24 protein-coding genes are annotated in these 21740 nt (G+C 68.1%); 12 read left to right on the forward strand and 12 right to left on the reverse strand.

Features of this window, described 5'->3' with window-relative positions; translation table 11 throughout:
• Positions 1 to 65 precede the first annotated feature (65 nt).
• Both ABZ215_RS15470 and ABZ215_RS15475 read left to right on the forward strand, forming a co-directional pair.
• Positions 66 to 905 carry a class I SAM-dependent methyltransferase gene (locus tag ABZ215_RS15470; RefSeq protein WP_354950028.1) on the forward strand — a complete coding sequence of 280 codons (840 nt, stop codon included), beginning with the start codon at positions 66 to 68 and terminating at the stop codon, positions 903 to 905.
• Positions 902 to 1453, forward strand: a complete 552-nt coding sequence (locus ABZ215_RS15475) for an NUDIX hydrolase (RefSeq protein ID WP_354950029.1) — start codon at positions 902 to 904, stop codon at positions 1451 to 1453. Before ABZ215_RS15470 ends, ABZ215_RS15475 begins: the two co-directional genes overlap by 4 nt.
• Before the next feature lie 20 nt (positions 1454 to 1473).
• Here the strand turns inward: ABZ215_RS15475 and ABZ215_RS15480 are convergent, their stop codons facing one another.
• Complete coding sequence (locus ABZ215_RS15480) at positions 1474 to 1989, reverse strand: NUDIX hydrolase (RefSeq protein WP_354950030.1); 516 nt, start codon at positions 1987 to 1989, stop codon at positions 1474 to 1476.
• A gap of 398 nt (positions 1990 to 2387) precedes the next feature.
• On the opposite strand from ABZ215_RS15480, the gene fxlM reads away from it, so the two are divergent.
• Positions 2388 to 3611 (forward strand): methyltransferase, FxLD system, encoded by a 1224-nt coding sequence (fxlM, locus tag ABZ215_RS15485; protein WP_354950031.1) that lies wholly within the window; start codon positions 2388 to 2390, stop codon positions 3609 to 3611.
• 76 nt (positions 3612 to 3687) lie between these two features.
• On the opposite strand, the gene ABZ215_RS15490 is transcribed toward fxlM, so the two are convergent.
• Complete coding sequence (locus ABZ215_RS15490; RefSeq protein WP_354950032.1) at positions 3688 to 4551, reverse strand: hypothetical protein; 864 nt, start codon at positions 4549 to 4551, stop codon at positions 3688 to 3690.
• Positions 4552 to 4721: 170 nt separating this feature from the next.
• On the opposite strand from ABZ215_RS15490, the gene ABZ215_RS15495 reads away from it, so the two are divergent.
• Positions 4722 to 5366 carry an HAD family hydrolase gene (locus ABZ215_RS15495; protein WP_354950033.1) on the forward strand — a complete coding sequence of 215 codons (645 nt, stop codon included), beginning with the start codon at positions 4722 to 4724 and terminating at the stop codon, positions 5364 to 5366.
• A 19-nt stretch (positions 5367 to 5385) separates the two neighbouring features.
• On the opposite strand, the gene ABZ215_RS15500 is transcribed toward ABZ215_RS15495, so the two are convergent.
• The gene (locus ABZ215_RS15500; RefSeq protein WP_354950034.1) at positions 5386 to 6654 is read right to left on the reverse strand and encodes a helix-turn-helix transcriptional regulator; all 1269 of its coding nucleotides are present in this window, start codon (positions 6652 to 6654) and stop codon (positions 5386 to 5388) included.
• Positions 6655 to 7096: 442 nt separating this feature from the next.
• On the opposite strand from ABZ215_RS15500, the gene ABZ215_RS15505 reads away from it, so the two are divergent.
• The 8 genes from ABZ215_RS15505 to ABZ215_RS15540 all read left to right on the forward strand — a co-directional run bounded on the left by ABZ215_RS15505 (position 7097) and on the right by ABZ215_RS15540 (position 15005).
• Positions 7097 to 7582 carry a 6-carboxytetrahydropterin synthase gene (locus ABZ215_RS15505; protein WP_354950035.1) on the forward strand — a complete coding sequence of 162 codons (486 nt, stop codon included), beginning with the start codon at positions 7097 to 7099 and terminating at the stop codon, positions 7580 to 7582.
• 88 nt (positions 7583 to 7670) lie between these two features.
• Positions 7671 to 8123: an NUDIX domain-containing protein gene (locus ABZ215_RS15510; RefSeq protein ID WP_354950036.1), complete on the forward strand. Its 453-nt coding sequence runs from the start codon at positions 7671 to 7673 to the stop codon at positions 8121 to 8123.
• Between the two features lie 73 nt (positions 8124 to 8196).
• Positions 8197 to 9072 carry an inositol monophosphatase family protein gene (locus ABZ215_RS15515; RefSeq protein ID WP_354950037.1) on the forward strand — a complete coding sequence of 292 codons (876 nt, stop codon included), beginning with the start codon at positions 8197 to 8199 and terminating at the stop codon, positions 9070 to 9072.
• Positions 9062 to 9379, forward strand: a complete 318-nt coding sequence (locus ABZ215_RS15520; protein ID WP_354950038.1) for a hypothetical protein — start codon at positions 9062 to 9064, stop codon at positions 9377 to 9379. Before ABZ215_RS15515 ends, ABZ215_RS15520 begins: the two co-directional genes overlap by 11 nt.
• Positions 9376 to 9678, forward strand: a complete 303-nt coding sequence (locus ABZ215_RS15525; protein ID WP_354950039.1) for a hypothetical protein — start codon at positions 9376 to 9378, stop codon at positions 9676 to 9678. The genes ABZ215_RS15520 and ABZ215_RS15525 overlap by 4 nt, the downstream gene beginning before the upstream one ends.
• Positions 9679 to 10142: 464 nt before the next feature.
• Positions 10143 to 10853 (forward strand): hypothetical protein, encoded by a 711-nt coding sequence (locus tag ABZ215_RS15530; RefSeq protein ID WP_354950040.1) that lies wholly within the window; start codon positions 10143 to 10145, stop codon positions 10851 to 10853.
• Entirely contained in the window at positions 10850 to 12847 is a 1998-nt protein-coding gene (locus ABZ215_RS15535) for a hypothetical protein (protein WP_354950041.1), read from the forward strand. The genes ABZ215_RS15530 and ABZ215_RS15535 overlap by 4 nt, the downstream gene beginning before the upstream one ends.
• Before the next feature lie 94 nt (positions 12848 to 12941).
• Complete coding sequence (locus ABZ215_RS15540; protein WP_354950042.1) at positions 12942 to 15005, forward strand: hypothetical protein; 2064 nt, start codon at positions 12942 to 12944, stop codon at positions 15003 to 15005.
• 44 nt (positions 15006 to 15049) lie between these two features.
• On the opposite strand, the gene ABZ215_RS15545 is transcribed toward ABZ215_RS15540, so the two are convergent.
• The 9 genes from ABZ215_RS15545 to ABZ215_RS15585 all read right to left on the reverse strand — a co-directional run bounded on the left by ABZ215_RS15545 (position 15050) and on the right by ABZ215_RS15585 (position 21731).
• The gene (locus ABZ215_RS15545) at positions 15050 to 15685 is read right to left on the reverse strand and encodes a vitamin K epoxide reductase family protein (protein WP_354950043.1); all 636 of its coding nucleotides are present in this window, start codon (positions 15683 to 15685) and stop codon (positions 15050 to 15052) included.
• Entirely contained in the window at positions 15682 to 16359 is a 678-nt protein-coding gene (locus tag ABZ215_RS15550) for a thioredoxin domain-containing protein (RefSeq protein ID WP_354950074.1), read from the reverse strand. Before ABZ215_RS15550 ends, ABZ215_RS15545 begins: the two co-directional genes overlap by 4 nt.
• 53 nt (positions 16360 to 16412) lie before the next feature.
• Positions 16413 to 17192 (reverse strand): cytochrome c biogenesis CcdA family protein, encoded by a 780-nt coding sequence (locus ABZ215_RS15555; protein WP_354950044.1) that lies wholly within the window; start codon positions 17190 to 17192, stop codon positions 16413 to 16415.
• Positions 17189 to 17803 carry a TlpA disulfide reductase family protein gene (locus tag ABZ215_RS15560; RefSeq protein WP_354950075.1) on the reverse strand — a complete coding sequence of 205 codons (615 nt, stop codon included), beginning with the start codon at positions 17801 to 17803 and terminating at the stop codon, positions 17189 to 17191. The genes ABZ215_RS15555 and ABZ215_RS15560 overlap by 4 nt, the downstream gene beginning before the upstream one ends.
• A gap of 214 nt (positions 17804 to 18017) precedes the next feature.
• A complete protein-coding gene (locus ABZ215_RS15565; protein WP_354950045.1) occupies positions 18018 to 18407 on the reverse strand; it encodes a hypothetical protein in 390 nt (129 codons plus the stop codon).
• 322 nt (positions 18408 to 18729) lie between these two features.
• Positions 18730 to 19605, reverse strand: a complete 876-nt coding sequence (locus ABZ215_RS15570) for a sterol desaturase family protein (RefSeq protein WP_354950046.1) — start codon at positions 19603 to 19605, stop codon at positions 18730 to 18732.
• Positions 19606 to 19696: 91 nt separating this feature from the next.
• Positions 19697 to 20470, reverse strand: coding sequence for a helix-turn-helix transcriptional regulator (locus ABZ215_RS15575; protein ID WP_354950047.1), 774 nt, complete (start codon positions 20468 to 20470; stop codon positions 19697 to 19699).
• A gap of 2 nt (positions 20471 to 20472) precedes the next feature.
• Positions 20473 to 21099: an isoprenylcysteine carboxylmethyltransferase family protein gene (locus ABZ215_RS15580; RefSeq protein WP_354950048.1), complete on the reverse strand. Its 627-nt coding sequence runs from the start codon at positions 21097 to 21099 to the stop codon at positions 20473 to 20475.
• Entirely contained in the window at positions 21099 to 21731 is a 633-nt protein-coding gene (locus ABZ215_RS15585) for a class I SAM-dependent methyltransferase (RefSeq protein ID WP_354950049.1), read from the reverse strand. Before ABZ215_RS15585 ends, ABZ215_RS15580 begins: the two co-directional genes overlap by 1 nt.
• Positions 21732 to 21740 lie beyond the last annotated feature (9 nt).

Genomic DNA, 21740 nt, shown 5'->3' on the forward strand with positions numbered 1-21740 from the left:
CCGCCTGGCTGGTCAGCGTCCGTTCGCGAAGAACCCGGCCCTGCATCCTGAAGCGAGGTACCCACATGGCACCCCTGGACGCCGTTCTCGGTTGGGACGAGGACACCACCGCAGAGGCGTATGCCGCCTTCACCCGTGACTTCCCCATGTACGGCGCCACCAGTCGAGACCTTGCCCACCGCGCCGGTCTCGCCGGCAGCAGCCTGGTGGTCGACCTGTGCGGCGGAGCAGGCGCGACTGCGGAAGCGATCCTCGATCTCGTCCCTTCCCAGGCCCAGGTCATCTCCCTGGACAACGCTGCGGCCATGCAACGTGTCGGCAGGCGGACCCTGACCGACCCGCGCCTGACCTGGGTCACGGCCCCGGCCGAGAACCTGGCCGAGCACGTTCCCGGCGCGGCGGACGCCGTGGTGTGCAACTCCGCGATCTGGAAGACCGACGTGGCACAGGTGTTCGCCGCCGTCCGCCAGGTCCTGCGGCCAGGGGGCCGGTTCGTGTTCAACATCGGCGGCGGTTTCGCTGGCGTCCGCCACCCCGATGAGACCAGCGTGCGTCCCGGACCGTCGCTGAACACCCTGATTCACCAAGTGGCGGCCAACGACTACGGCTACGCCCCGCCGCCGACCACCGAGGAAGCTCCCAAGCTGCCGCTGGACGCGGTCGCCGACCATCTCTCCGTCGCCGGGTTGACCGTGCTCGACACCGAGGTCGTCGCCCAGCACAGCACGATGGCGGAGAAGAAGGCGTGGTTGTCGATTCCGGTCTTCGCTCGCCCCGACGGGGAGTTCACGCACGCTCAGCGGATGGACATCCTCGACAAGGCGTACTCGCTGACCACGCCCGACACGCCTACCGTGACGAGCTGGCTCGTGGTGGTCGCGCAGCGGCCCAGGGAACTACGTTGACCGCCCCGCCTCCGAACAGCAGCCGCGGCAGCGGGACAAAGTACTGCGATCACGCGGCCGTTGGTGTGCTCATCTCCTCACCGGACGGGCTGCTGGTCTTCGAACGGGTGAGGCCCCCGGCGGGGATCGCGCCGGTCGCCGGTCATGTCGACCAGCACGGAGTGCCCGAGCAAGCCGCCCACATTGAGGTCGCCGAGGAAGTCGGCCTGACCGTCACGTCCCTTCACCTGCTGCTGACCGCATGGCGGCCCAACCACTGCCGCCGGCCGACCAGCGGCCACGTCGGCCATCAGTGGTGGATCTATCGAGCCCAGACGTCTGGAACGATCCGACCTTCCGGCCAAGAGGTGCGAGCCCCCCGATGGCTGCACCAAGACCAGCTCCAGCAGTACGCGCACCGCACCGCGGCCTATGCCGAAGGGCAGCTGAGCGAGGAGCAGTTCACCGCGAACCCCGGCTTGGAGCCGGTGTGGATTCGATTCCTTCACGAGCTCCAGCTGGTGACGCTGCCCGACGACACCCTGAGCTCGATCGACCAGGTCCTCTGACCGTGTACCGGCGATGGGCCTCAGTGCGCTCCCACTACGTTCCCCGCCGCCAATCGGCGCACGTACGCGCGGATGCGGTCGCGGTCCTCGGGGAACACGCTCTCCCACGTCTCGTCCAGGTCGACCCACTTCGACGGCTGGCCGGTCTCCCCGCCGAGCGGCACATCACGACTGACGACGGCCCCGTAGGACAGGCTCAGCGTCGGCGCCCAGTCGGCACGGAAAGAGCGGACAGCCACCGCGGCCGGCACAGGCAGCAGCTCGCCCGCCACGCCGGCCTCCTCCACGAGTTCACGGGCTGCGGCTGCCCGCGGCGTCTCGCCCGGCTCGACCTTTCCGCCAGGCGGTACCCATCCACGCACGCGGTGCCGCACGAGCAGGACGTGGCTGTAGGACGGGTCCATGACCCAGACCTCGGCCGCGAGCGGCTCCATCAGCGTCTGATAGGCGCGCAGCCACGCCTGGGCGTCATCGAACTCCATCGCGGCAAGGCGAGCATCGGCGACCGCCGCTTCCACGGTCAACTGGTCAATCACCTGACCCAGCCTAAGCCGACGCCGCAGCCACCCCGGACATTGCGGAGAGCAACGCCCGCCGTGTCCCAGCCCGCGAATGAACGGTCTGAAGGCTGGATGCCCCCGAATGGTGGAATCGTCGGCGTCGAGTCGCCATGTTCATGCAGGTCAAGCTAGGTGATACCTCATTCACACGTGCACGGCATTGCCCCGACGCGCTTGAGGGGATGGCCCCATTGGCACTTGACTACCTCCGGCTGCACCGAAGGGAGGTGCCGCCTTCGCGGCACGCTTCGGCGAGACCAGCCGGCCCGAACAACCCAGGGTGTGCGCCCCATCTCATGTCTGGATGGGTCGCCGTCGGAGCCCATGCTGACTACGGCCGTCGCAGAGTTGATCGTTGACCGAGAAGGGATGCAATGGGCACCGATACCACCACCGTGTCGCCGGAACCGCTGCGCGCGGAGATGGTCGCCAAGGTCCGCAAGGCGGGGTACGCGCAGCTCAGCGAGGTCGAGCGGGTGCTGCTCGATACGCCACGCCACGAGTTCGTTCCGGACGTCGGGTTGGACGCCGCGTACGACCCGTGGCAGGCGGTGGTCACACACCGGTTCGAGGACGGCCGGTCGTTGTCCTGCGCCTCGGCGCCGTGGCTGGTCGCGGCGATGCTCGACCAGCTTCACGTCCAACCCGGCAACCGCATCCTGGAAATCGGCGCGGGTACCGGGTACAACGCCTGCCTGCTTGCCCGGTTGACCGGCCGCGCGGACTTGGTGACCACGATCGACATCGACCCGGACGTGACCGCGAAAGCCGCACAAGCGCTGACCGCCACCGGCTACGGCGACGTGCACGTCGTCACTGGCGATGGCGGGCTCGGCTACCCCGACCGCGCGCGGTACGACCGCATGATCGCCACCGTCTCACCGTGGGACATCCCGGTCGCGTGGTGGAAACAGCTCGCGCCCGGAGGACGGCTGGTCGCCCCGCTGCGGTGGCGCGGCCAGGGACGCAGCGTCGCCTTCACCTACACCGATGGCCGCCTGGTCTCCGACTCGCTCCACCTGTGCGGCTTCGTGTACCTGGTCGGTGACGGCGAGGGCGAACTCAGCGGCTCGATCACCGCCGACGAGTTGGTTTCGCTCCATTGGGACCGCGATCAGGCCGTGGACCTCGATGCGCTGCGTGGAGTGCTTGACCAGCCGCGTGTCACCGCCTGGTCCGGGACCACGATCGCCAGGAACGAGTCGCATGACGGGCTCTGGCTCCGCCTGACCGTGACCGACCCGCGCGTGTGCCGGATCAAGGTCCACGCCGACGTCCCACCCGAGGTGTGTGACCCGATCGGTGGGTGGTGGCGCATGGCGCTGGTCGACGGCGACACGCTGGTCTATCTCACCGCCCGCCGCCTGGAATCCGACGACGAGGTGCGATGGGAGTTGGGCGCGATCGGTCACGGCCCGACCGCCGACGAGCTGACCGAGTACCTCTGCGTCGAGATCCGATCCTGGGCGCCCGAGCGGAACCACCACACGCCATCGCTCATCGTCTACCCGGCCGATACCCCGGACAGCGAACTGGCGGGCCCCGCCATCGACAAGACCCACAGCAGGTTCGTCCTCACCTACGACCCGGCCGGATAATCTCGTCGCCGATCTGCGACCTCGGTGTCAGGCAGAGGCAGGACCTGACCGTTGCCGTGGAGCGCGGCGAGGTGGGTCATCCAGGGAGTGAAAGTCCCGCCGTCCGCCAAGGGCTGGCCAAAAGCGCGCTGGTGTCGGAGTCGAGTCGTCCGGCGAACGCCTGCGAGATCGCCGCGCCCCACAATGCGTTGACGACCGACGTGTCTGTGGGTGACTCGCCGACGGCATCCTCAGCGGCTGGAACGGCCTCCCAATACAGGGAGCGCGCCCGGAGCGGGAACCCCCACGCGATCGACGCCTCGGTGACCGCGGCACAAGCCGCTTCCCAGCGTTGCTCGTCGATTTCCGTGCACACCCGACCCATCCGGCGCGCAACCGCTGCCGGCGTGGCTTCGGCATGGCGCAGGACTCGCAGCGCGGCTTGGGTGTGAGGGCCGTAGGCGTCAGTCGCGGTGTATCGCGAGGGCAGACAGGTCTGCCGCCACGGAGCGGTGAGCAATTCGTAGTCGGCGATTCCCTCGTCGTCGTGGCCTGCCGCTGCGATCGCCAGTCCGGCGTCGAACACGGGCAGGACCACCTTGTGCCAGCCGGAGTGGTCCGGTGAAGCCTGCCGGGCCAGCAGGTAGGGGTGGTGCAGCACGGCGATCGGGTCATCGAGTTCGGCGGGCATCGGCAGGCCGAAGGTGTCCTTCCACCGGATCCACCGTGAGGCGAGCCGTCCGGCCAACTCGGGGTCGATGATCCGCGCGATGATCCTGTCCCGGACGGCCTGGCGATCGGAGGCGCGCTCCTCGCCGAGTGAGCCCATACGAGTGATCTGCTCGAAGGTCAGGTTGGCAATGGTCACATCAAGCTGTCGCCACTGCTCGCCACGAGGGTGCTGGGCCAACAGCGCGTGTCCCAAGTCGTCACGACCGCGGCCCTGACCGGAGGTGCTCATCGGTTCAGGATGGCAGCCCCGATCTGCGCACGTTGTGCAGCCTGCGTGTTCGGCGTGGCAGACCACGCGGCGGCCTGACCGGCTTCCGCAGCGGCGAGGTCGGCGGGGCTGTGTGGGCCCGCAAGGGCCCTCTGTGGTGCGGTGTTCGTGGGTGACGTAGGAGTAGGAGCATGGTGACTGCGGTGGTGTTCGATGTGGGCGAGACGTTGCTGGACGACTCGCGCGAGTGGGGTGCGTGGGCCGACTGGATCGGCGTGCCACGTCATACCTTCTCGACTGTGCTGGGTGCGGTCACCGCTGCCGGCCGGGACAACGCCGAGACGTTCCAGTACTTCAAGCCCGGCTTCGACCTCGCCCGCGAACGGCGGCTACGGGAAGAGGCCGGACTGGGTGAGCGTATCGAGGACGGCGACCTTTATCCCGACGCCCGGCCCGGCTTGGCGCGGCTGCGGGAGCTCGGCTTGTGGGTGGGGGTGGCCGGGAACCAGACCGCCCGCGCGGCCGAGCTATTGCGTGCGCTGGGCCTGCCGGTGGACCAGGTCGCGACCTCGGGCGAGTGGGGTGTCACCAAGCCTTCGCCCGAGTTCTTCGCCCGCGTCGCAGAGATGGTGCCCGACGGGCCAGGCGAGACGATGTACGTGGGTGACCACCGGGACAACGACGTAGTCGCCGCGAAGGCAGCGGGATTCCGCACGGCGTTGATCCGGCGCGGCCCGTGGGGTTACCTGTGGGCTGATGACCCGCTGGTGCGTCGCGACGCGGATTGGGTGATCGACTCCCTTCACGACCTGCCGGATCTGCTGTCCCCGCACTGAGCGGCTGGTGACAGGCGGATCAGCGAGCGCGGGCCCAAGCAGCGAGGTCGAGCAAGCCGGCGCTGGGCGCGCTGTGGGTGCGCAGGAGGGACGAGAGGGATTGGCGGACCTGCGGGTGGGTGCGGGTGTGCTCGGGCGCGGCCTGGCGTGCAGCCTGAAGACACAGGTGAGCGTCTTCGTGGCGACCGAGGGTGAGCTGGGCGCGGGCCAGATCGATGAAGTAGTGGGAACGACGCTCGGCGGGCAGTTCGTGGGGCGGGTGCCAGTACGCGGCGCGTTCGATACCCAATGGATCTCGAAGTTCGACGGCGACCGCGAGTTCGTGGATGCGCAGCGAGGCCGGGCCGAACGCGGTACCCACGTAGATGCCCTCGGGCACACTGCCCGCGGCGCGGCGGGCCTCACGCAGGTGGTCGGCCGCGAGGTCAGCTTTGCCCGCCCGGCCGGCCACCACCGCGGCGCGCATGTGCAGGGCGCCGAACGCGGCCAAGGAGGAGGTCGTGTCGAGATCGGGCACGTGGTCAGCGGCGAGTTCGAGAGCGCGAGCGGCGGTGTCCAGGTCGCCGGTGGCGAAGAAGGTTTCGGTGCGCACGTATGCCACGGCGGCCAGCAGCAGCGGGTCCTCGGCGATCTGGGCGGCCGAGCGCATCAGGTCGATCAGGCGGGCGGACAGATCCAGGTATCCGAACTTGAACGCCACGCCGTCAGCAGCCCGCAACGCCAAGGTCAGTAGGGCGGCGGCGTGGCGCTGGCCTGCCGCGTCGCCCAGCTGACCGGCGCGGGCGAGTTCGGCGATGAGGTCGGGCAGGCGGCGGGCGAGGTTGCCGTAGCGGGACTGCAGCCGGTCGTCGCTGGCGCGGATGATCTCACCGTGCAGATCGTCCGGAGACCTGGTTGGTCCGTCGTCAGGCAGATCCAGCCGGTCAAGCGCGCGGCGCAGGCGCGGGATGGCGGCGTGGATGACGTCGGCCTCGGGCTCCGGTCCGTCCTGGTGAACGATTTGCTCGACGGGGGTCGTCACCAGGCTCGACGAAGGTGAGACCAGGACCGTCGTGATGTTGTCAGCAGGTCGCCGAAGGGTACGTCGCAGCAGGTCGTCGAGTACGTCGAGCGAGACCTGCAGGGCGGTGGCGAGGCCGCGCCGCTGCCAAGGCTGAGGTGACTGGACCCCACGTTCCCAACGTCCGATGGTGGTCCGTTCGACCTTCAGGGTGACGGCGAGGGCTTCCTGGGTATAACCAGCGGCCTCGCGGGCAACGGCGAGCGGGGTGAGAGGCCGTGCTGCCATCGTCGTTGTCCCTCCTTCCAGACCCTCCATAGCGCACAGTACTCGCCGGTTTTCGCAGCGTAGGGAGGGTGTCGCCTCATCGCTGCCTCATGGCCGCTCCGTTCTCGACCACGGCTGACGACCCGACTGATCGCCAATCGCAGTTGCATGCCCATCTGGGTGAAGCCCCTCGCTCCAGCAGACCAACAGCGCGCTGGTCAGCGCCTGGGTCGCCTCGTTGACGCCTCGTTCTCGCCGCACGGCCGCTCTGGTGATCGGCAAGGGCGGCGTCGTTGACTGGGATTCGGCCTGCGGTGGGCGACCCCCGACCGCCCACCGCAGGCCATACCGGTCTCAGCCACCCTCTCACTACGGAAAGTGAGCTTGTTTCAGTGGATATGCGCGAGGTGCAACCAGCACGCTCACCCGCGCCGGTTGACCAGTCGAACCTGGTGCCCCGCTGATGTCGCACAAGATCACCATCGAGCACTCCTTCGAGTCCGGGCATCGCTTGCCGCACCTGGGCGGCAAATGCGTAAACCTGCACGGCCACTCCTGGTCGGTTGCCGTGACGGTGAGCGCAGCAGAGCTGAGCCCCGAGGTGACCGTCGTGGAGTTCGGCGCATTGAAGGTCGGGGTGCGGCGCTGGATCGACGAGCACCTCGACCACGCCACGATGCTCGGTGTCCGTGATCGGCTGATCGCCCCGCTGGTCGCCGATGGCAACCGAGTGTTCCGTTTTGGAGCCGAGCGCCCGGCCGACGGCGCCGAAGAATTCGGGTACGGGCTGCCGTGGCCCACGGTAGAAGCCGTGGCGGTATTGCTAGGCCGAGTCGCGGAGAGCGCGCTGGCCGAACTTGCCCGCGCCGACGGTGCGCGGATCGAGCGGGTCCTGGTCCGCGAGACCCGGCTGAACACCGCCGTCTACGAACCCCCGGTGACGCGATGAGCACCAAGACCTGCACGCGGCCTTCAAGTCCTTGCTCACTTCGAGGCGTCGCCTCGATATCGTCCTGTCCGTCGATCGTGAGAGCACTATGATGACCTCCTCCACCGCTCCCGCTCTCGGTCCGCTTGTCGCGGTATACGGCCTCGTCGGGCACGACGAGCGCCTTCTACTCGTACGAGACCGGGACGCCAGCGCCTTCCGGCTACCCGGCGGTCGAGTACGGCCCAGTGAATCCGTTGAGGACGCCCTGCGGCGCTCCCTGCGGGAACAGACCAACGTCGACGTCGCCTACCTCGACTTCTGCGCGACGGTGGAACTGCGCGACCACACCTCACCAGACGAGCCTGCGCTCTATGAGCTCGCGCTGCTGTTCGACGTGACTCTCGCCGGCCCCGAAGCCGCCTGGGCCAGCGAACACGAACTGCGGTGGCTCGCCGAGGCGGACCTCCACCAAATCGAGCTGCGCCCCGCGGTCATCGCGAAACGACTGCGAAGCGACGCGCTGACCGTCGAACGCCCGTGGTGGCCGCACCACTCCTGACCCTCACTGTCCACGGCCCGGTCCATTCCACGCTGCTACGCGAGCCGGGTGTGTCCGAAGAACCGAAGGAACCATGCTGTCGGCACCCGACTTCACCACTGCCCTGACCGCGGCACAGGCCGCGATCGATCTTGCGGTCGAGCATGTCCTCAGCCACCGTCCTCGCTCGATCCGGTACAAGGGCGACCGCGATCCTGTATCCGAAGTGGACGAGGACGTTGAACACGTTGTCCGCCAACGGTTGATTGCCGACGAGCACACCGAGATCGGGTTCCTCGGCGAGGAAACCGGCGCGGTTGGTAGCCGGGAGACCTACTGGGTTCTCGATCCCATCGACGGCACGATCAACCACCACCACGGCAGCCCCTTGTGTGCGATCGCCCTCGGGCTCGTGCACAACCACCGGCCCATCCTCGGCGTCACCGCGCTTCCCTTTCTCGGACACCGCTACTGGGCGACCGACGGGCAAGGCGCCTACCGCGACGGAGAACTCATCGCCGTCTCGGCCACCGAGTCGCTCGATCGAGCCCTGATCGGGTTCAGCGACTATGGCAGCGGCCAGGACACTGCCCTACGAGACGTGCTCTGCTCCACTGTGGACCGGGAACTCACCGCACGGGCACAAGGGCTTCGCCGCTACGGCTCTTCCGCACTTGACCTCGTCTGGGTCGCCGACGGCACCCTTGACGCCTGCGTCCTGCTCGGCAACCGGACCTGGGATACCGCGGCCGGGGCCGCCATCGCCCGCGAGGCCGGGGCCCTCGTCTTGGATGCCGACGCCAGCCCTCACACCACCCGTTCCCGGTGCGCGATCGCCACCACGCCGGGACTTCGCGACGAGTTGCTGCCCTTCCTGCACGTCTTGCGTGGCACCCGTTTCTGGCCCGATGACGACCGACCCGAACCCGTCATGAGTCCGACCGGCTTGCCACAGAGCGGTGAACCGTAGTGAGGAGCCGGACACGAAGGCGGACGCCATGGTGATCCTGCCGAGTCCTCGCTGCTCGCCGGAAACCCCCGGACTGCCGTTCGATGCTGTCCACGGTAAAGCCGCGCGCCGCCGTGCCGACAACGGACCACTCACCGAGTACCTCCCCAGCCTTGGACAACTGCCCGCCACGGGGCCGTCCGCGCTTCCGCTGGACCTCGACGAGGAACGAGCCGCCGCGCGGCGGGCCGCGCTGGAGGGACCGCGGCCCGACGACGAGCACCTGGCGCTTCTCGACCGCGTGCTGCACGCACTGCGCCGCCTGTGACCAGCGCCGCCGCGACCTTGGCTGGAGTCCGTTTCATGCACCCGGCAACCGATGGCCTCACGATTCCCGACCCGATCCCGGACGCTTCGATCTTCCAACCCGCTCCGTGGGCCGCTCCGTCCGCCGAGCAGCTCCCCTTCCTCCGCCGGCGGCTTCACGAGCACTACGCCACCATCGCGGCCGAATACGCCCAGCAAGGACGAGGAGGCCAGGTCGCGCGAGCAGCCGCGGAAGCGAGGACCGCGAAGTACGCCGATGCGCCCGCGATGAAGCCGACCGTCTCCAGAACACCAGCCTGACCTGGGTCGACCACGAGGCGATCGAGATGGCCGTGACCTACTCGTCTACCTTCCCTCGCCGGTTTCAGCCCCGTCTACACGGACCTCGACACAGGCATGTTCGGCGACTCCAAGGCCGCCCTGGACGGGGGGAGACCGAACGCGCCAAGTCGTGATTACCACACCTCGGCCGCGAAGGTGAGTCGCGAGGATCCCGGTAGAGCCACGAGTCGCTCGCGCGACCTACCGGGCAACGGATCAGGTCCGGCACACTAGCCCTCGACGTGCCGGACCGGGCCGTGGTGTCCACGGCTGTTCAGGTGGTCAACCGGGACTCGACCATGCCAGCAGCGGCTGCACGGGAACCAACCCCCCGACCTCGCGAGGGGTCTGAGTAGGAGCCCCGCTCTCACGTGGATAACGAAGCCGACATGCAGGCCGTTTGATCTTTGGCTGTCACTCAGCGTCGCCTAGGCTGACTGGTCGTGGACGGCGACAGCGGTGACGGAAACGACGAGGTCAGTGCGGCTGTGACCAGCCGCGAGCAGGACGCGGTGCGGATCTTGTTGTTGATCGACGGCGCTGCCGAGCCCCTGCCCGCGCCGATCCGGGACGACGCTGCTCTGGTGGACGCTGTCGGAGTCGTGGAGGGGCAAATTCGGCTGCAGAAGCTGGACTTCTGGCTGAGGAGTCCTGATTTCCTCGCCGACGAGTTGCTCAACGACTACGAGCTCAGCGGCGAACCGAGACTGCTGGACTTGGCGGCCCAGATCCTGGACTCCGAGGAGCCCGAGGTACGCCGATATCCGATGCTGCGTCATCATTTCGGCGCCTACGAGCCGCTCGATGACGCGCTGGCGGTCCTGCGCAGCGCGGGGTTGGTCGTGCGTCGCCGCCACGGTTGGGTCGGCCGTACCTCGCGACACGACTACTACCTGCTGGCTCGGGGCCGCGAGGTCGCCCGAACCGTCGTTGCCCAGGCGCTGGCCTTTCGCTATTACGTCGATCGTGTGCAGCTGGTGCTCGATCTGGCCGACGGACGAGGGGGGAACCAGTTGAAGGAGCGGCAGTACCTGCAGGACGAGTATGCGACGGCGGCTCGTGGGACACGGATTGGCAGCATCAGCGCTCGGGCACGGAGCCGTCTCGCCCAGCTGCGGGCGGGGGCCGCGGTCGCCGATGGAGTGGAGGCATGACCGTGGAGGCATCCCGCGCCGAGCACTCCGGCTCGCTCGTCGCGCGAATAGCCGCGGCGGCCAAAACCACTGAGGATGACGTTGTCGCGGTCTTCACGACCCACGGCATCCCACTGGCCTACCCGCCGGCACGCCCTCGGTCGGTTCGGGTCCACCGCCTTCGCGTCCATGGGGTTCGCGCCGGCACGAACCACGACGGCCCGTTCGACCGCACCTTCACCTTCGACACCGACTTCACCGCACTGGTCGCGTCCAACTTTCGGGGCAAGACCAGTGTCTTGGAGATCATCACCTGGTGCTTGCGGGGATCGGCCCGCGATCGCCTGCAGGCCGACGTTCGCAGATGGCTGTCGGGAGTCGAGCTCGACGTCAGCATTGCGGGGCAGGCGGTCGGGTTTCGCCTCGCACTCGATAAGGGCGACCTGGCCAGGGGCATGCTGCTCGCAGCCCCACAGAAGGAGAGCCTTGCCGGAGAAAGCGGTGCCGCCGGACGCCAGGGCGTGGCGATCCTCGTCGATACGACAGACGAAGACGACTTCGCCGCGCATGTGGCCACCTTCATGCTCGATCGGCTCGATCTGCAGCCCTTGGTGAACGCAGTGAGCAAGGACAAGCAGGTCGGCACCCAGACTCATGGCTGGCCCGCCTACTACTCCGCGATCAATCTCCCGGCAGGGCCTGACAAGCCTCTGCTCGGAGATCAGCCCATGGCCGGCCTGCCCGGACGGCTGCTGCAGGTGTTCCTCGACCTGCCGGCCGCCGCGGTACTCACGCGGGTGAAGGCCACCCGTGAAGTCTTGCAGTCTGAGGTCACCCAGGAACGTGATCGGGCACGGCAAGCAGCCGAGCAGCGGGCGGCTGACCGTGCCCGAGCCCAGGAGGCGCTCACGGCCGCACAGACCGAACTCGACCGACTCGTCCAGCAAGGGCCTGGCCCGTCCCTCACCGACCTGGCAGACGCCGCAGGCCGGCTCGCCCGCGAAGTTGCCGACGCTGAAGAGAACTGGGACCAGCTCAACCGTGTCTATCGTGCCGCGCGTCGGCAACGGCAAGCGGACGAGAAGGCGCTGAACGACGTCAAGGAAAGCGAGATCGCCCGACTGCTGTTCCACGGCCTGGACCCCAGCGCGTGCCCGCGCTGCGAGACACCGATCACCACGCAACGCCGCCAGGACGAGCGCGATGTTCATCGTTGCGCCGTCTGCACCGCCGAGGTGGTCGGTGAGACCGTCAGCGACGAGGAGGTCGAGGCGGAGGCCCAGGGGCGTGTCGATGCCAGCGAGTCGGCCGAAGACGCGGCGCGACAGGCGCTGGAATCCGCCGAATCCACCGTCTTCCAGCTCACGGCGCAGCTGGACGGGGCGCAACAGCGGTTGCGGGCCGCTGGCACCGCCGACACAGTGCGCCAGCGCATGAACGCCGAGCTTGAAGTGGCGCGGTGGAAGGGCGCGTTGGAGATGGTGCCCGAACCGGTCGAGCACGAGGGAGACCAGGAGTCCACCGTCCTCAAGGTGTTGGCCGCCGCGGACAAAGTGCTCGATCAGGACAGCAAAGCCGCTGCCACGGCTCTATTCACCGAGCTGAATGCCGAGATCGCCGATCTTGCACGTCGTTTCGGGATGAGTGCGTTGGAAAGGGTGGAGGTCAACCGGGCCGCTCAGATGAAGGTGATCAAAGGCGGCGGCGCGCAGTCGTTCTTCGGCAAGCAGAGCCCTGGTGAACAGGTACGGCTGCGCATCGCCGTTGTGATCGCCTTGCTGCGGGTCGGTGCACGGCTCGGGATTTCGACCCATCCCGGTCTCGTCCTCATCGACAGCCCCAAAGCCGAAGAGGTACAAGACTTCGACGCGGCCGTCGTCTTCAAGGAGCTCGCGGAGTTGGCCACGAGCAACCACATCCAGGTGTTGATCACAACCGCGGATCGCGAGCTGAGCAGGGCGGTGCTGCCCGCCGACTGCCTTGTCACAGCTGAGGAGGGTGCGCCGCTGTGGTGACCCTGGTACCTCCGCAGCAGCTTCCAGTGAGCGCAGACCCCGCGGTGCTCGACGTGATCGGTAGGAATGAGCGCGCAGCCTGGCGGTTGTGGTCATGACCCGGCTCGCTGAACACCTTGGCGACACCGCGGCCGACGGAGCCGCTGCCGCGATCGACCAATTCGGAGCGGAGGCGGTGGCCGAAGAGGCAGCCGACATCGCCGCCGGCCCGTTGGCTCCGGTGCTGGCGCACGCGCTGGCCCAAGTAGTCGGCGCCGAGACCGGCGGATGGCAGACCGCCACTGCCAGCTTCATTGAGGGCCTCACCGGCCAGCAGAGCCTGCTGGCGCTGGCGAGCAGTCTGGACGAGCTTCTCGCCAGTCCGATCACAGTGGACGCCCAGGGAGCGCAGCTGCACAACGTGTTGCTGCGCGACCTCGCTCCACTGATCCACTCCAATCCGTTGCTCGCAGCCGGCCGTCTCGAAGGCGCCGTGCGTCTGGCGGTGGCCGGTGCCGTCGCGCCGTTCGGCGTTCTGGGTCACCTGACCACACCGCCGTCCAATGCTCCTGAGGAGTTCACCGAGCGCCTTCCCCGCTTGCTCGGCGCGGCCATGGATCGTTGGGCGAATGAGGCCACGATCGCCACCTCGCTGCGCAGCACATTGGATCGACTGCGCCACGACGAAGCGGCAGCCGTGGACGCGGCTTTCGAATTGGCCTGCTATCACTTGAGATCCGCACTCGCCGCCGAGACGCTGCCAGTGGCAATGGAGGCACTCACCACCGCGCGATCCGGCTTCGCCACAGTGGACGCAGCCGAGGAGGCGCGTCACGATGCCAGGGCGTACGCGGCGACCTGCGATGCGATCCTCGCGTTCGCCGCTCACGACCAGAACCGGCTGGCCGACGCCGTTGACCGGCTCACCGCGGCGCTAGACCAGCGCGAGGCATGGTTGAGCGGGATGCACGCACCATCGTGGCTTCGGCCTCGACGTGCGGCGGAACTCGCGTGGCAACGACTCGTGCTCGTGTTCAACGCAGCAGCCGAGCGTCTGTCCGAAACGGTCTGGATGGACGTGTGGGAGGCGCTCGCCACAGTCCTCGACGCCTACGCGCAGGCACGCACTGTGCGACCGCTCCCTGGCGTGGGAGAAACGCCAGGACTGGCCGCAATAGTCGAGCCAGCCATCGAGAACGCGATCCTGCGTCAGCAGAGTCTGCTTGCGGCGCTCCGCCGCTCTGTTGCCGAAGTGTCCAAGTTGGACTCTCCGCCGCTTGACGCGCATACTGTGGAGCTTCTCCTGACCCGGATCGAGGCAGTCGCCACACGACAACGAGAAGCCCACACTCATTCATTGCGCCCAGCAACCGATGGGGACGATGACGAGGAGCCTCACCAGGCCGACACCGCTCGGCTGCACCGCCTAGCACCCGCGCTTGTTCATGCTCTTGGCGAGCGGCAGGCCGCTGACCTCGCTGCCGACATCAGCGATGACAATCTCCAAGTGCTGGAAGGAGTCGTGCACAGCAACGAGCTTGCACGGTCACGTACCGCACACCCGGTGCTCGATCACCTCCTTGACAATCTACTTCGACAACTTGCCGAGTCACCGCACTTCGTCGGCCAAGTGCGAGACACCTTCGGACTGCTGCTCGAACAGACGTTGCGGTTCCTGCACAGCCGCGCCGACCTCACAACCAAGACGTGGGGACTGCACAAGGAGAAGGACAAGGACTACCGCAGACCGCTCAAGAAAGGCGAACGACGGCCCGTCGAGGCGGACCTACAACAGGACTACTACCAGTGGCTCGCAACCGGACAGCTCGGCGGCTTGGTCTCGGTCGAGGCTACCGACATCGCGACGGGCCGGGCTGACGTCATCGTGACGTTCGGAACCCTCCGGTACCTCACCGAGATCAAACGCGAACTCACCAATTCCGCTCCTGCCAACCTGGAGGCCAAGTACGTTCGCCAGGCTGCGGAGTACGGCAACACCAATGTGCCGTTCGGTCAGTTGCTCGTACTCGACCTCACACCACATCCCGACGGCGCGCCGCGAGTCGACGAATCGGTGTGGCTGGCGCGCCATCGCCCGACCGGCGCTACGACGGACCGCGCAGTGATTGTTGGTGTGGTGGCTGGTAACCGGCGGGCACCACACGACTTGTCGTCGTAGCCACGGATTCTTCGGTTCCGCCGCTGGCCCGAGAGAGGTTGTCGTCAGATCACAGTGATCCAGTATGTCCAGAACGCTTGGAGTACGGCGAGCGTGATGGCGAGGTACCAGACGGTCAGGCCCACGGTGTGATACCGGGCGAGGATCCGGATGGCGGAGCGCCACGATGCGGGGACCGGTAGGTGTCCGTGGTGCATGTTGTGCAGGGTGGTGTACCAGAAGATCGGGATGGTGACGGCCCAGACGACCATGCAGTACGGGCACAGCGCACCGATCTCATACAGGCTCTGGTAGATCAACCAATGCACGAACACGATCCCGAAGAGAGTGCCCGCTTGCAGGCCGAGCCAGAACCAGCGGGTGAACCGCGCACCGGCCAGCAGTCCGACGCCGACGGTGATGACGACGGCGAACCCGGCAATCCCGAGCAGTGGGTTGGGAAAGCCGAACGCCTCGGCTTGCGACGTGTTCATCACCGAGCCGCAGCTGAGCACTGGATTGATGCTGCAACTGGGCACGTAGTCGGGGTCGCGGAGCAAGGCGAACTTCTCGACGATCAAAATCAGCGCCGCGGACAGGCCAACCCCGCCACTGACGGCCAGCAACCACGGCAGCAACCGGGATGCGAACGGCGCCTGCTCCCTCCGAGTGATCGAGTCGGCGTTGGTGGTGACGCTCATTTCGCCAGTTCCCGGTCGATGGCGTACTTGAGGGCGTCGTAGGTGGGGCGGCCGGTGAACTGCACGCCGTTGATGAAGAACGTCGGGGTGCCTTGTACGCCGAGGGCGGTGCCGTCGTTGCGGTCGGCCAGAACTCGATCAATGGTGGCTTGGGCGTCGAGTGCGGTTTCGACGGCGGGCATGTCCAGGCCGAGCTGGCGGGCGAAGCCGAGGAAGGTGTCGCGGTGAGAGACCTGCTGGTCGCCCCACTGCGGCTGGGTTTCGTACATCATCTGATACATCGGTTCGAGCTTGCCTTGTTTTCCGGCGGCTTCGACGGCGCGGGCGGCCAGTTCGGCGTTGCGGTGGCTGGGGATCGGGAAGTAGCGCATCACGAAGGTGACTTTGCCGGCGTACTCGGTGCGCAGCTTCTCCACGCCGGGAAACGCCGCCCGGCACGCTTCGCACTCCAGATCGAGGAACTCGACGACGGTCACCTTGTTGTCGGCGGCGGTGGACAGGCGGTGGCTGTCCGGGCGCACCAGCACCGAGGCCAGTGCGGTGGGCGGCGCCCCATCGGAGCCGGTCTGGGCCGCGGTCGTGGGAGTGTCGGGTCGGTTCAGCAGCACGATCGCGGCCACCACGGCGGCGACGACGCCCAGCACGGTCAGCGTCACCTTCGTGTTCGGGGTCATGTCCTCGTCATCCTTTGCGTTGATCGTTAGCAGCGGGTCTGGCCAGGCCGGGGTCACAGCGGGGTACTGAATCCGGCGATGGGGCCGCGCAGCCAGGCGATGGCCTGGCCCCACAAGCCGGTCACCAGCAGGGCGCCGACAACGAGCAGCAGGATTCCGCCGGCGATCTGGACGGCGCGGGTGTGGCGTTTGAGCCAGCCGGCGGTGGTGACCGCCCAGCGGGCGGACACGGCGAGCAGCACGAACGGCAGTCCGAGGCCGAGGCAGTAGGCGGTGACCAGGGCAAGGCCCCGCCACACCGGAGGGCCAGCCTGGGTGCCGCTGGCCAGGGCGATCACCCCGGCCAGGGTCGGGCCGAGGCAAGGTGTCCAGCCCAGGCCGAACACCGCGCCGAGCAGCGGGGCACCCCAGATTCCGCGTCGGGGTCGGTGATGCAGTCGTGCCTCGCGTTGCAGCGAGGGAATGAGGCCGAGGAAGGCCAAGCCCATGAAGATGGTGACCACGCCGCCGATGCGCTGCAGCAACTGTTCATTGGCCAGCAGCGCGTCAGAGACACCCAGGACGGTGAGCACGGCGGCACCGAACACCACGGCGAACCCGGCCACGAACAGCAGGGCGGCGCCCGCGACCCGCCAGCGGTCCGCGCCGTGTGTACGGCTGTCCTCGGCATCAACGGCGGGGGCCTCGGCCCCGACGAGGCCGGCGAGATAGGCCAGGTAGCCGGGAACCAGGGGGATCACGCAGGGCGACGCGAAGGAAATCGTTCCTGCGGCCAACGACACTACCGCGGCAAGCAGCAGGGGCCCGGAGGTCGCGATGTCGGTCGGGTTCACGACGTGGCCCTGCCCGACCCGGGACTGGTCGATGGGGTGGTGCCGGTGGGCTGCTGGTGGGGTTCAGCAGCGATGCGCTGCACGACGGGGAGCAGATCCTCGCGCAGCAGAGCCGTCAGAAACACCGCAGCTACCCGTTGCTGGCGGTCCAGGATGATCGTGGAGGGCACCACGCTGCGGGGAAACCCTTTCAACGCCAGCAGGGAGCGTCCGGCCGGATCGAACAGCGACGGATAGGTGACCTGGAAGTTGCGCACGAAGTCCTCTGCCGCGCTGCGTTCGTCGCGTACGTCGATGCCCAGGAACTGCACCCCAGTGTCCTTGGTCTCGGTGTAGACCGCTTCCAGGTCGTCAGTCTCGGCGCGGCAGGGGCCGCACCACGATCCCCAGATGTTGAGCACCACAACCTTGCCGGTGTAGTCGGCCAACGTGATCTGCCGGCCGGGTTCGGTCAGGCTCTCCCCGGACAACCCACTGACGGTGCCGCGCTGCTCGGGTGGGTCGTAGAAGATCCGAGTCTGCCCGCCAGGCGCGACGAACTCGAAGCCACTGCCCCGTGCGGCGGCATCGCTATCTGTGCCGCACCCGGTGAGCGGCAGGGCGACCAGCACTGCGACGAAGGCGGCCAGCGGTCTGCGGACCCACACGGGTAGGCCTGAGCTGTGATCGATGTCTGTGCTGTGGGTGGCGCGGGATGCGGTGGTGACTGTGGGGAACACGAACTCTTGCCTCCGGCAGGCAGTGCAACGAAGCGGAAGTCGACGACGGCCCACGACGGAACCACCGCAGGGCGGTGGATGCGCGTGGGTGAGGGCGAACTTTCGGCTACGTGCGCGACACGCAGAGCATGGCCAGGCCGGGCGCGTGGCAGCGCTGCTGCGCCGTCGCGAGGCGGGGCCCGGCGCGCACCGGCGTTGCTTGCAGCACAGCGGGCCGGCCCAACCCGGTCATGGCGAGCAGCACGGCCACCAGCAGCGCCAAGCAGAGCCCGATCACCCCGGTCGGCGTGTCCGGTGCGGTGATCGGTGCCAGCACGCCCACGCCGACTTGGTGGGCGGCAGAATCGGGTTCACCGATCAGGTCCGCTACCGGCGGCGCCGCACAGTCGGAGTTCGTAGCGGTCGTGACGGTGGTCGAACACAGCGCGTCGTGGCCGAAGGCTTGGAGCTGATCTGTGCAGGGCGAGCCTTGCAACACGGTGAGCCCGATCAGCACTCCGAGGACGGCAATCAGTCGCGCGAGACCTGCTCGCGCGACTACGCTGCGACGCCCACTACTCGGCACGCCCACCAGGGTAAAGGGCGCTCAACGGCAGACCCACGCGGCCCTGACCACCGCCGACAAACACCGCGCCCGGGATCCTTCGCTGCCGTGTGGATCGTTGTCACCGAAGATCGGTACCTCCGTGGTGGTAGCTGAGGTGGGCCCGTCCACGATCCGAGGAGATGGGGCTGGGATGTCCCCAGCCCGGCGGACACGACGTCGCTGGACAAGACGGTCCCGTGCCGCACCAGTAGCGGCGGCGTCCTGCGCTCCATCAACGCGGCGGGGAATCAAGTGTCCGCTCGGCTGTCGTCCCTGGCCGTGGTTCCTCGGCGACGCAGGCGCCGCTGGGCCGGAAGGGTTCAGCGAGCTGGGCGAGATAGCTGTTGGGGTAGTGGGGTTTCGCGGCCATGCCGAGGTCGTCGCTGCTGAAGCGGCGTTCGGGGTCGTAGGAGTAGGTGCCGAGCAGGTGGTCCCAGATCAGGGTGAACAGTCCGAAGTTGACGTCGCCGATGCCGGCCCATTTGAGGTGGTGGAAGCGGTGGGCCTGGTTGAGGGCCAGCACGGCGCGCAGCGGGCCGACGCGGTAGTCGGCGTTGGAGTGTTGGAGGAGGAGTTGGACCGCGGCGCAGAGGGCGACCGCGTAGGCCACGGTGGTGGGCAGGCCGAGCAGGATCAGCGGGGCGAATCCGGCGGCGGTTTCGAGTAGCTGGTGTAGCGGGTGTTTCATCAGGCCGTTGAAGCCGTAGGCGCGTTTGGCGCTGTGGTGTACTGCGTGCAGCCGCCACAGAGTGGGGATCTTGTGGCTGGCCAGGTGCATGAGGGTGAGTCCGAGGTCGGCCACGAGCACGGCGAGGAGCACCTGGAGCACGAACGGCCATGCCGTGGGCCAGACACCGTCGAACGGGATGAGTGCCGTGAGTGCGGGCACGATGGCGAGGTTTATGAGGGTCAGGCTTTCGTTGACGGCGGCGTGGGCGGCGTCGCGGCGGTCGTCGTCGTGCGGGGTGTTCCAGTCTTCCCGGTAGGGAAGGATGCGTTCGGCGGCGAAGGAGGTGGCGATGGCGAGCAGCAGCAGGGCGAGCAACCAGAGCTTGGAGCCGCCCGAGGCGGCGATGGCGATACCGGTGCCGTTGATGGCCAGGAGCATGAACGGCACGTAGCCGTACCGGATGAGCGTGTGCATGTTCTTGAGCCTGCTGCCCGGCTGCCCGTTGCGGCTTGAACAGACTCGCTAACTCTTATGACGCCGGGTTGTGCCAGTGCACGGCGCGGGCGAGGTGTGAGGGGGCGAGGCCGAACATCTCGTGGCAGACACGAGTGAGGTGGGCGCTGTCGGCGAACCCGGCGGCGTGCGCCGCGTCGGTGAGTGTCCCGCCGTGCTGGGCGTGGTCGATCGCGCGTTGCAGGCGTGCCCATCGCACGTAGGGACGGAACGGTAGGCCGAGTTCGGCGGTGAACAGGTGACCGAGCCGGCTCGCTGAGATTCCGACCGCCATAGCGACCTGTCCAAGGTGGACAGGGTGGTCGAGCATGGTCGGCAGCGCGGCGACCGCCTGCCGCAGTGCCGGGTGTAACGGCAGCTTGTCGAGCGGGTCCGCGCCAGTCAGCTTGGTGAGGGCCTGGTCGGCCATCCCGCTTGGGGTGCCTTCGGCCGGAACGCCAGCCGGGATGTCGTTGTCGAGCAGTGGCTGTGCCGCTGCCGTCCAGGCGGCGACGGAGTCGACGGGCAGCCCGGTGCGCCGTATCCGCGCGGTCAATGCCTGGCCGAGCAGCGCGTCGGCGTCGATCCATGCCAGCAGTCCTGCCGAGCCACCGGCCATCTCGTGTTCCGCGCCGGAGGGAATCACCGCCGCGCGGCCCCGCCATTCGGCGCCGGACTGGTCGCGCAGTTGCACCGGCTCGTCGGTGGCGAGCACGAGTTGCACTGCCGCGTGTCGGTGCCGATGCGCGCTGCCCACCCGGCCGACGTAGATCAACCGGCCGGGCCGGAGAGCCACTGTGCCCTGCCACATCGTCAACTCCCATGCGGGTGGTGGGACCGCAGGCGGCCGAGGCCGGGCAGGAAGCGGCCGACGCGCGAGGCGTAGTCGGCGTAGGCGGCACCGTGGATGTGGCGCAGGTAGGGCTCCTCGACGAGGCGCACCTGCGTCTCGATTCCGATGAGCAGGAGCGCCAGGCCAGCGAGCGCCACGAGGTTGGGCACCATCGCCGCCAAACCCAGGAACGCGGCGGTCATGGCGGTGAAGATCGGGTTGCGCACCAGCCGGAACGGGCCGGCGGTCACCAGCGCTGTGTGTTCGGTCTGGTCGACCCCGATCCGCCAGGAGGCTCCCATCGCCAACTGGGCGGCGAAGGTCGCGAGGATGCCGAGTATCGCGAGCACGACGCCCACACCGCGCACAACCGGGTGGTCAACAACGGCGAGCGGCGGCATGCCGGCCAGGGCGGCGAGCGGCGCGCCGAGCGCCGCCATCAGGTAACCGAGGTCGGCCACGGCGAGTCCCCACCACTCCAGCGAGCCGCGTGGTGCCCAAGTCCGCCGGTTGCCGGCGTCTCCGGTGCGCCGTCGCTGGATCAACGAGCGGACTGCGCCGGCGAGCAGCATCAATGCGGCGAAGAGAACCAGGGCGGCGACAGCCATCACCCATCACTCCTTGCGGGGTACGGCTTGGCGGCGACGCCGAGCAGGTAGTCGCCCTGAATCCGGGTGATCGAGCCGAGGACCGCGAGCCCGTGGTGGGCCAGTTCGTCGAGGAACTGCGCGCCGGTGAACCGGTCTTCGGCGGGGTGGTCGAACAGCCGCTGGTAGATGGGACGGGCCAGGGCGTGGGCGGTGACCTCCTCGAAGTAGAACCGCCCGCCCGGTGTCAGGACCCTAGCGACCTCGGCGATGGCCGCACGCCAGTCCGGGATGTGGTGCACGATGCCGAAGTCGAACACCGCGTCATAGCTGTCGTCGTCGGCGTCCAGCGCCGCGCGCAGGTCGGTCACGCTGCCTTGCGCGAGCCGAACCCGGTCTCCGTAGCGGGCGAGGCGCCGGGCGGCGCGGCGGATCATCGCGGGGTCCAGGTCCACGGCGTCCACGTGGGTGGCGCCGAAGCGCTCCAGTACCAGCTGTGAGCCGTACCCGGAGCCGCACCCGATCTCCAGCGCCCGCGCCCGTGGGAGCACTCGGCCGCCGAACCGCAGCAGCACCTGGGTCTCGTAGACGCTTTGCAGCCAGCGCCGCGGCGGGGAGTTCACCAGCGCGGTCTCGACCTTGTTCATCAACATCGCTCCACC

The sequence above is a fragment of the Amycolatopsis sp. NPDC006131 genome, from assembly GCF_040614175.1.
Classification (GTDB): domain Bacteria; phylum Actinomycetota; class Actinomycetes; order Mycobacteriales; family Pseudonocardiaceae; genus Amycolatopsis_E; species Amycolatopsis_E tucumanensis.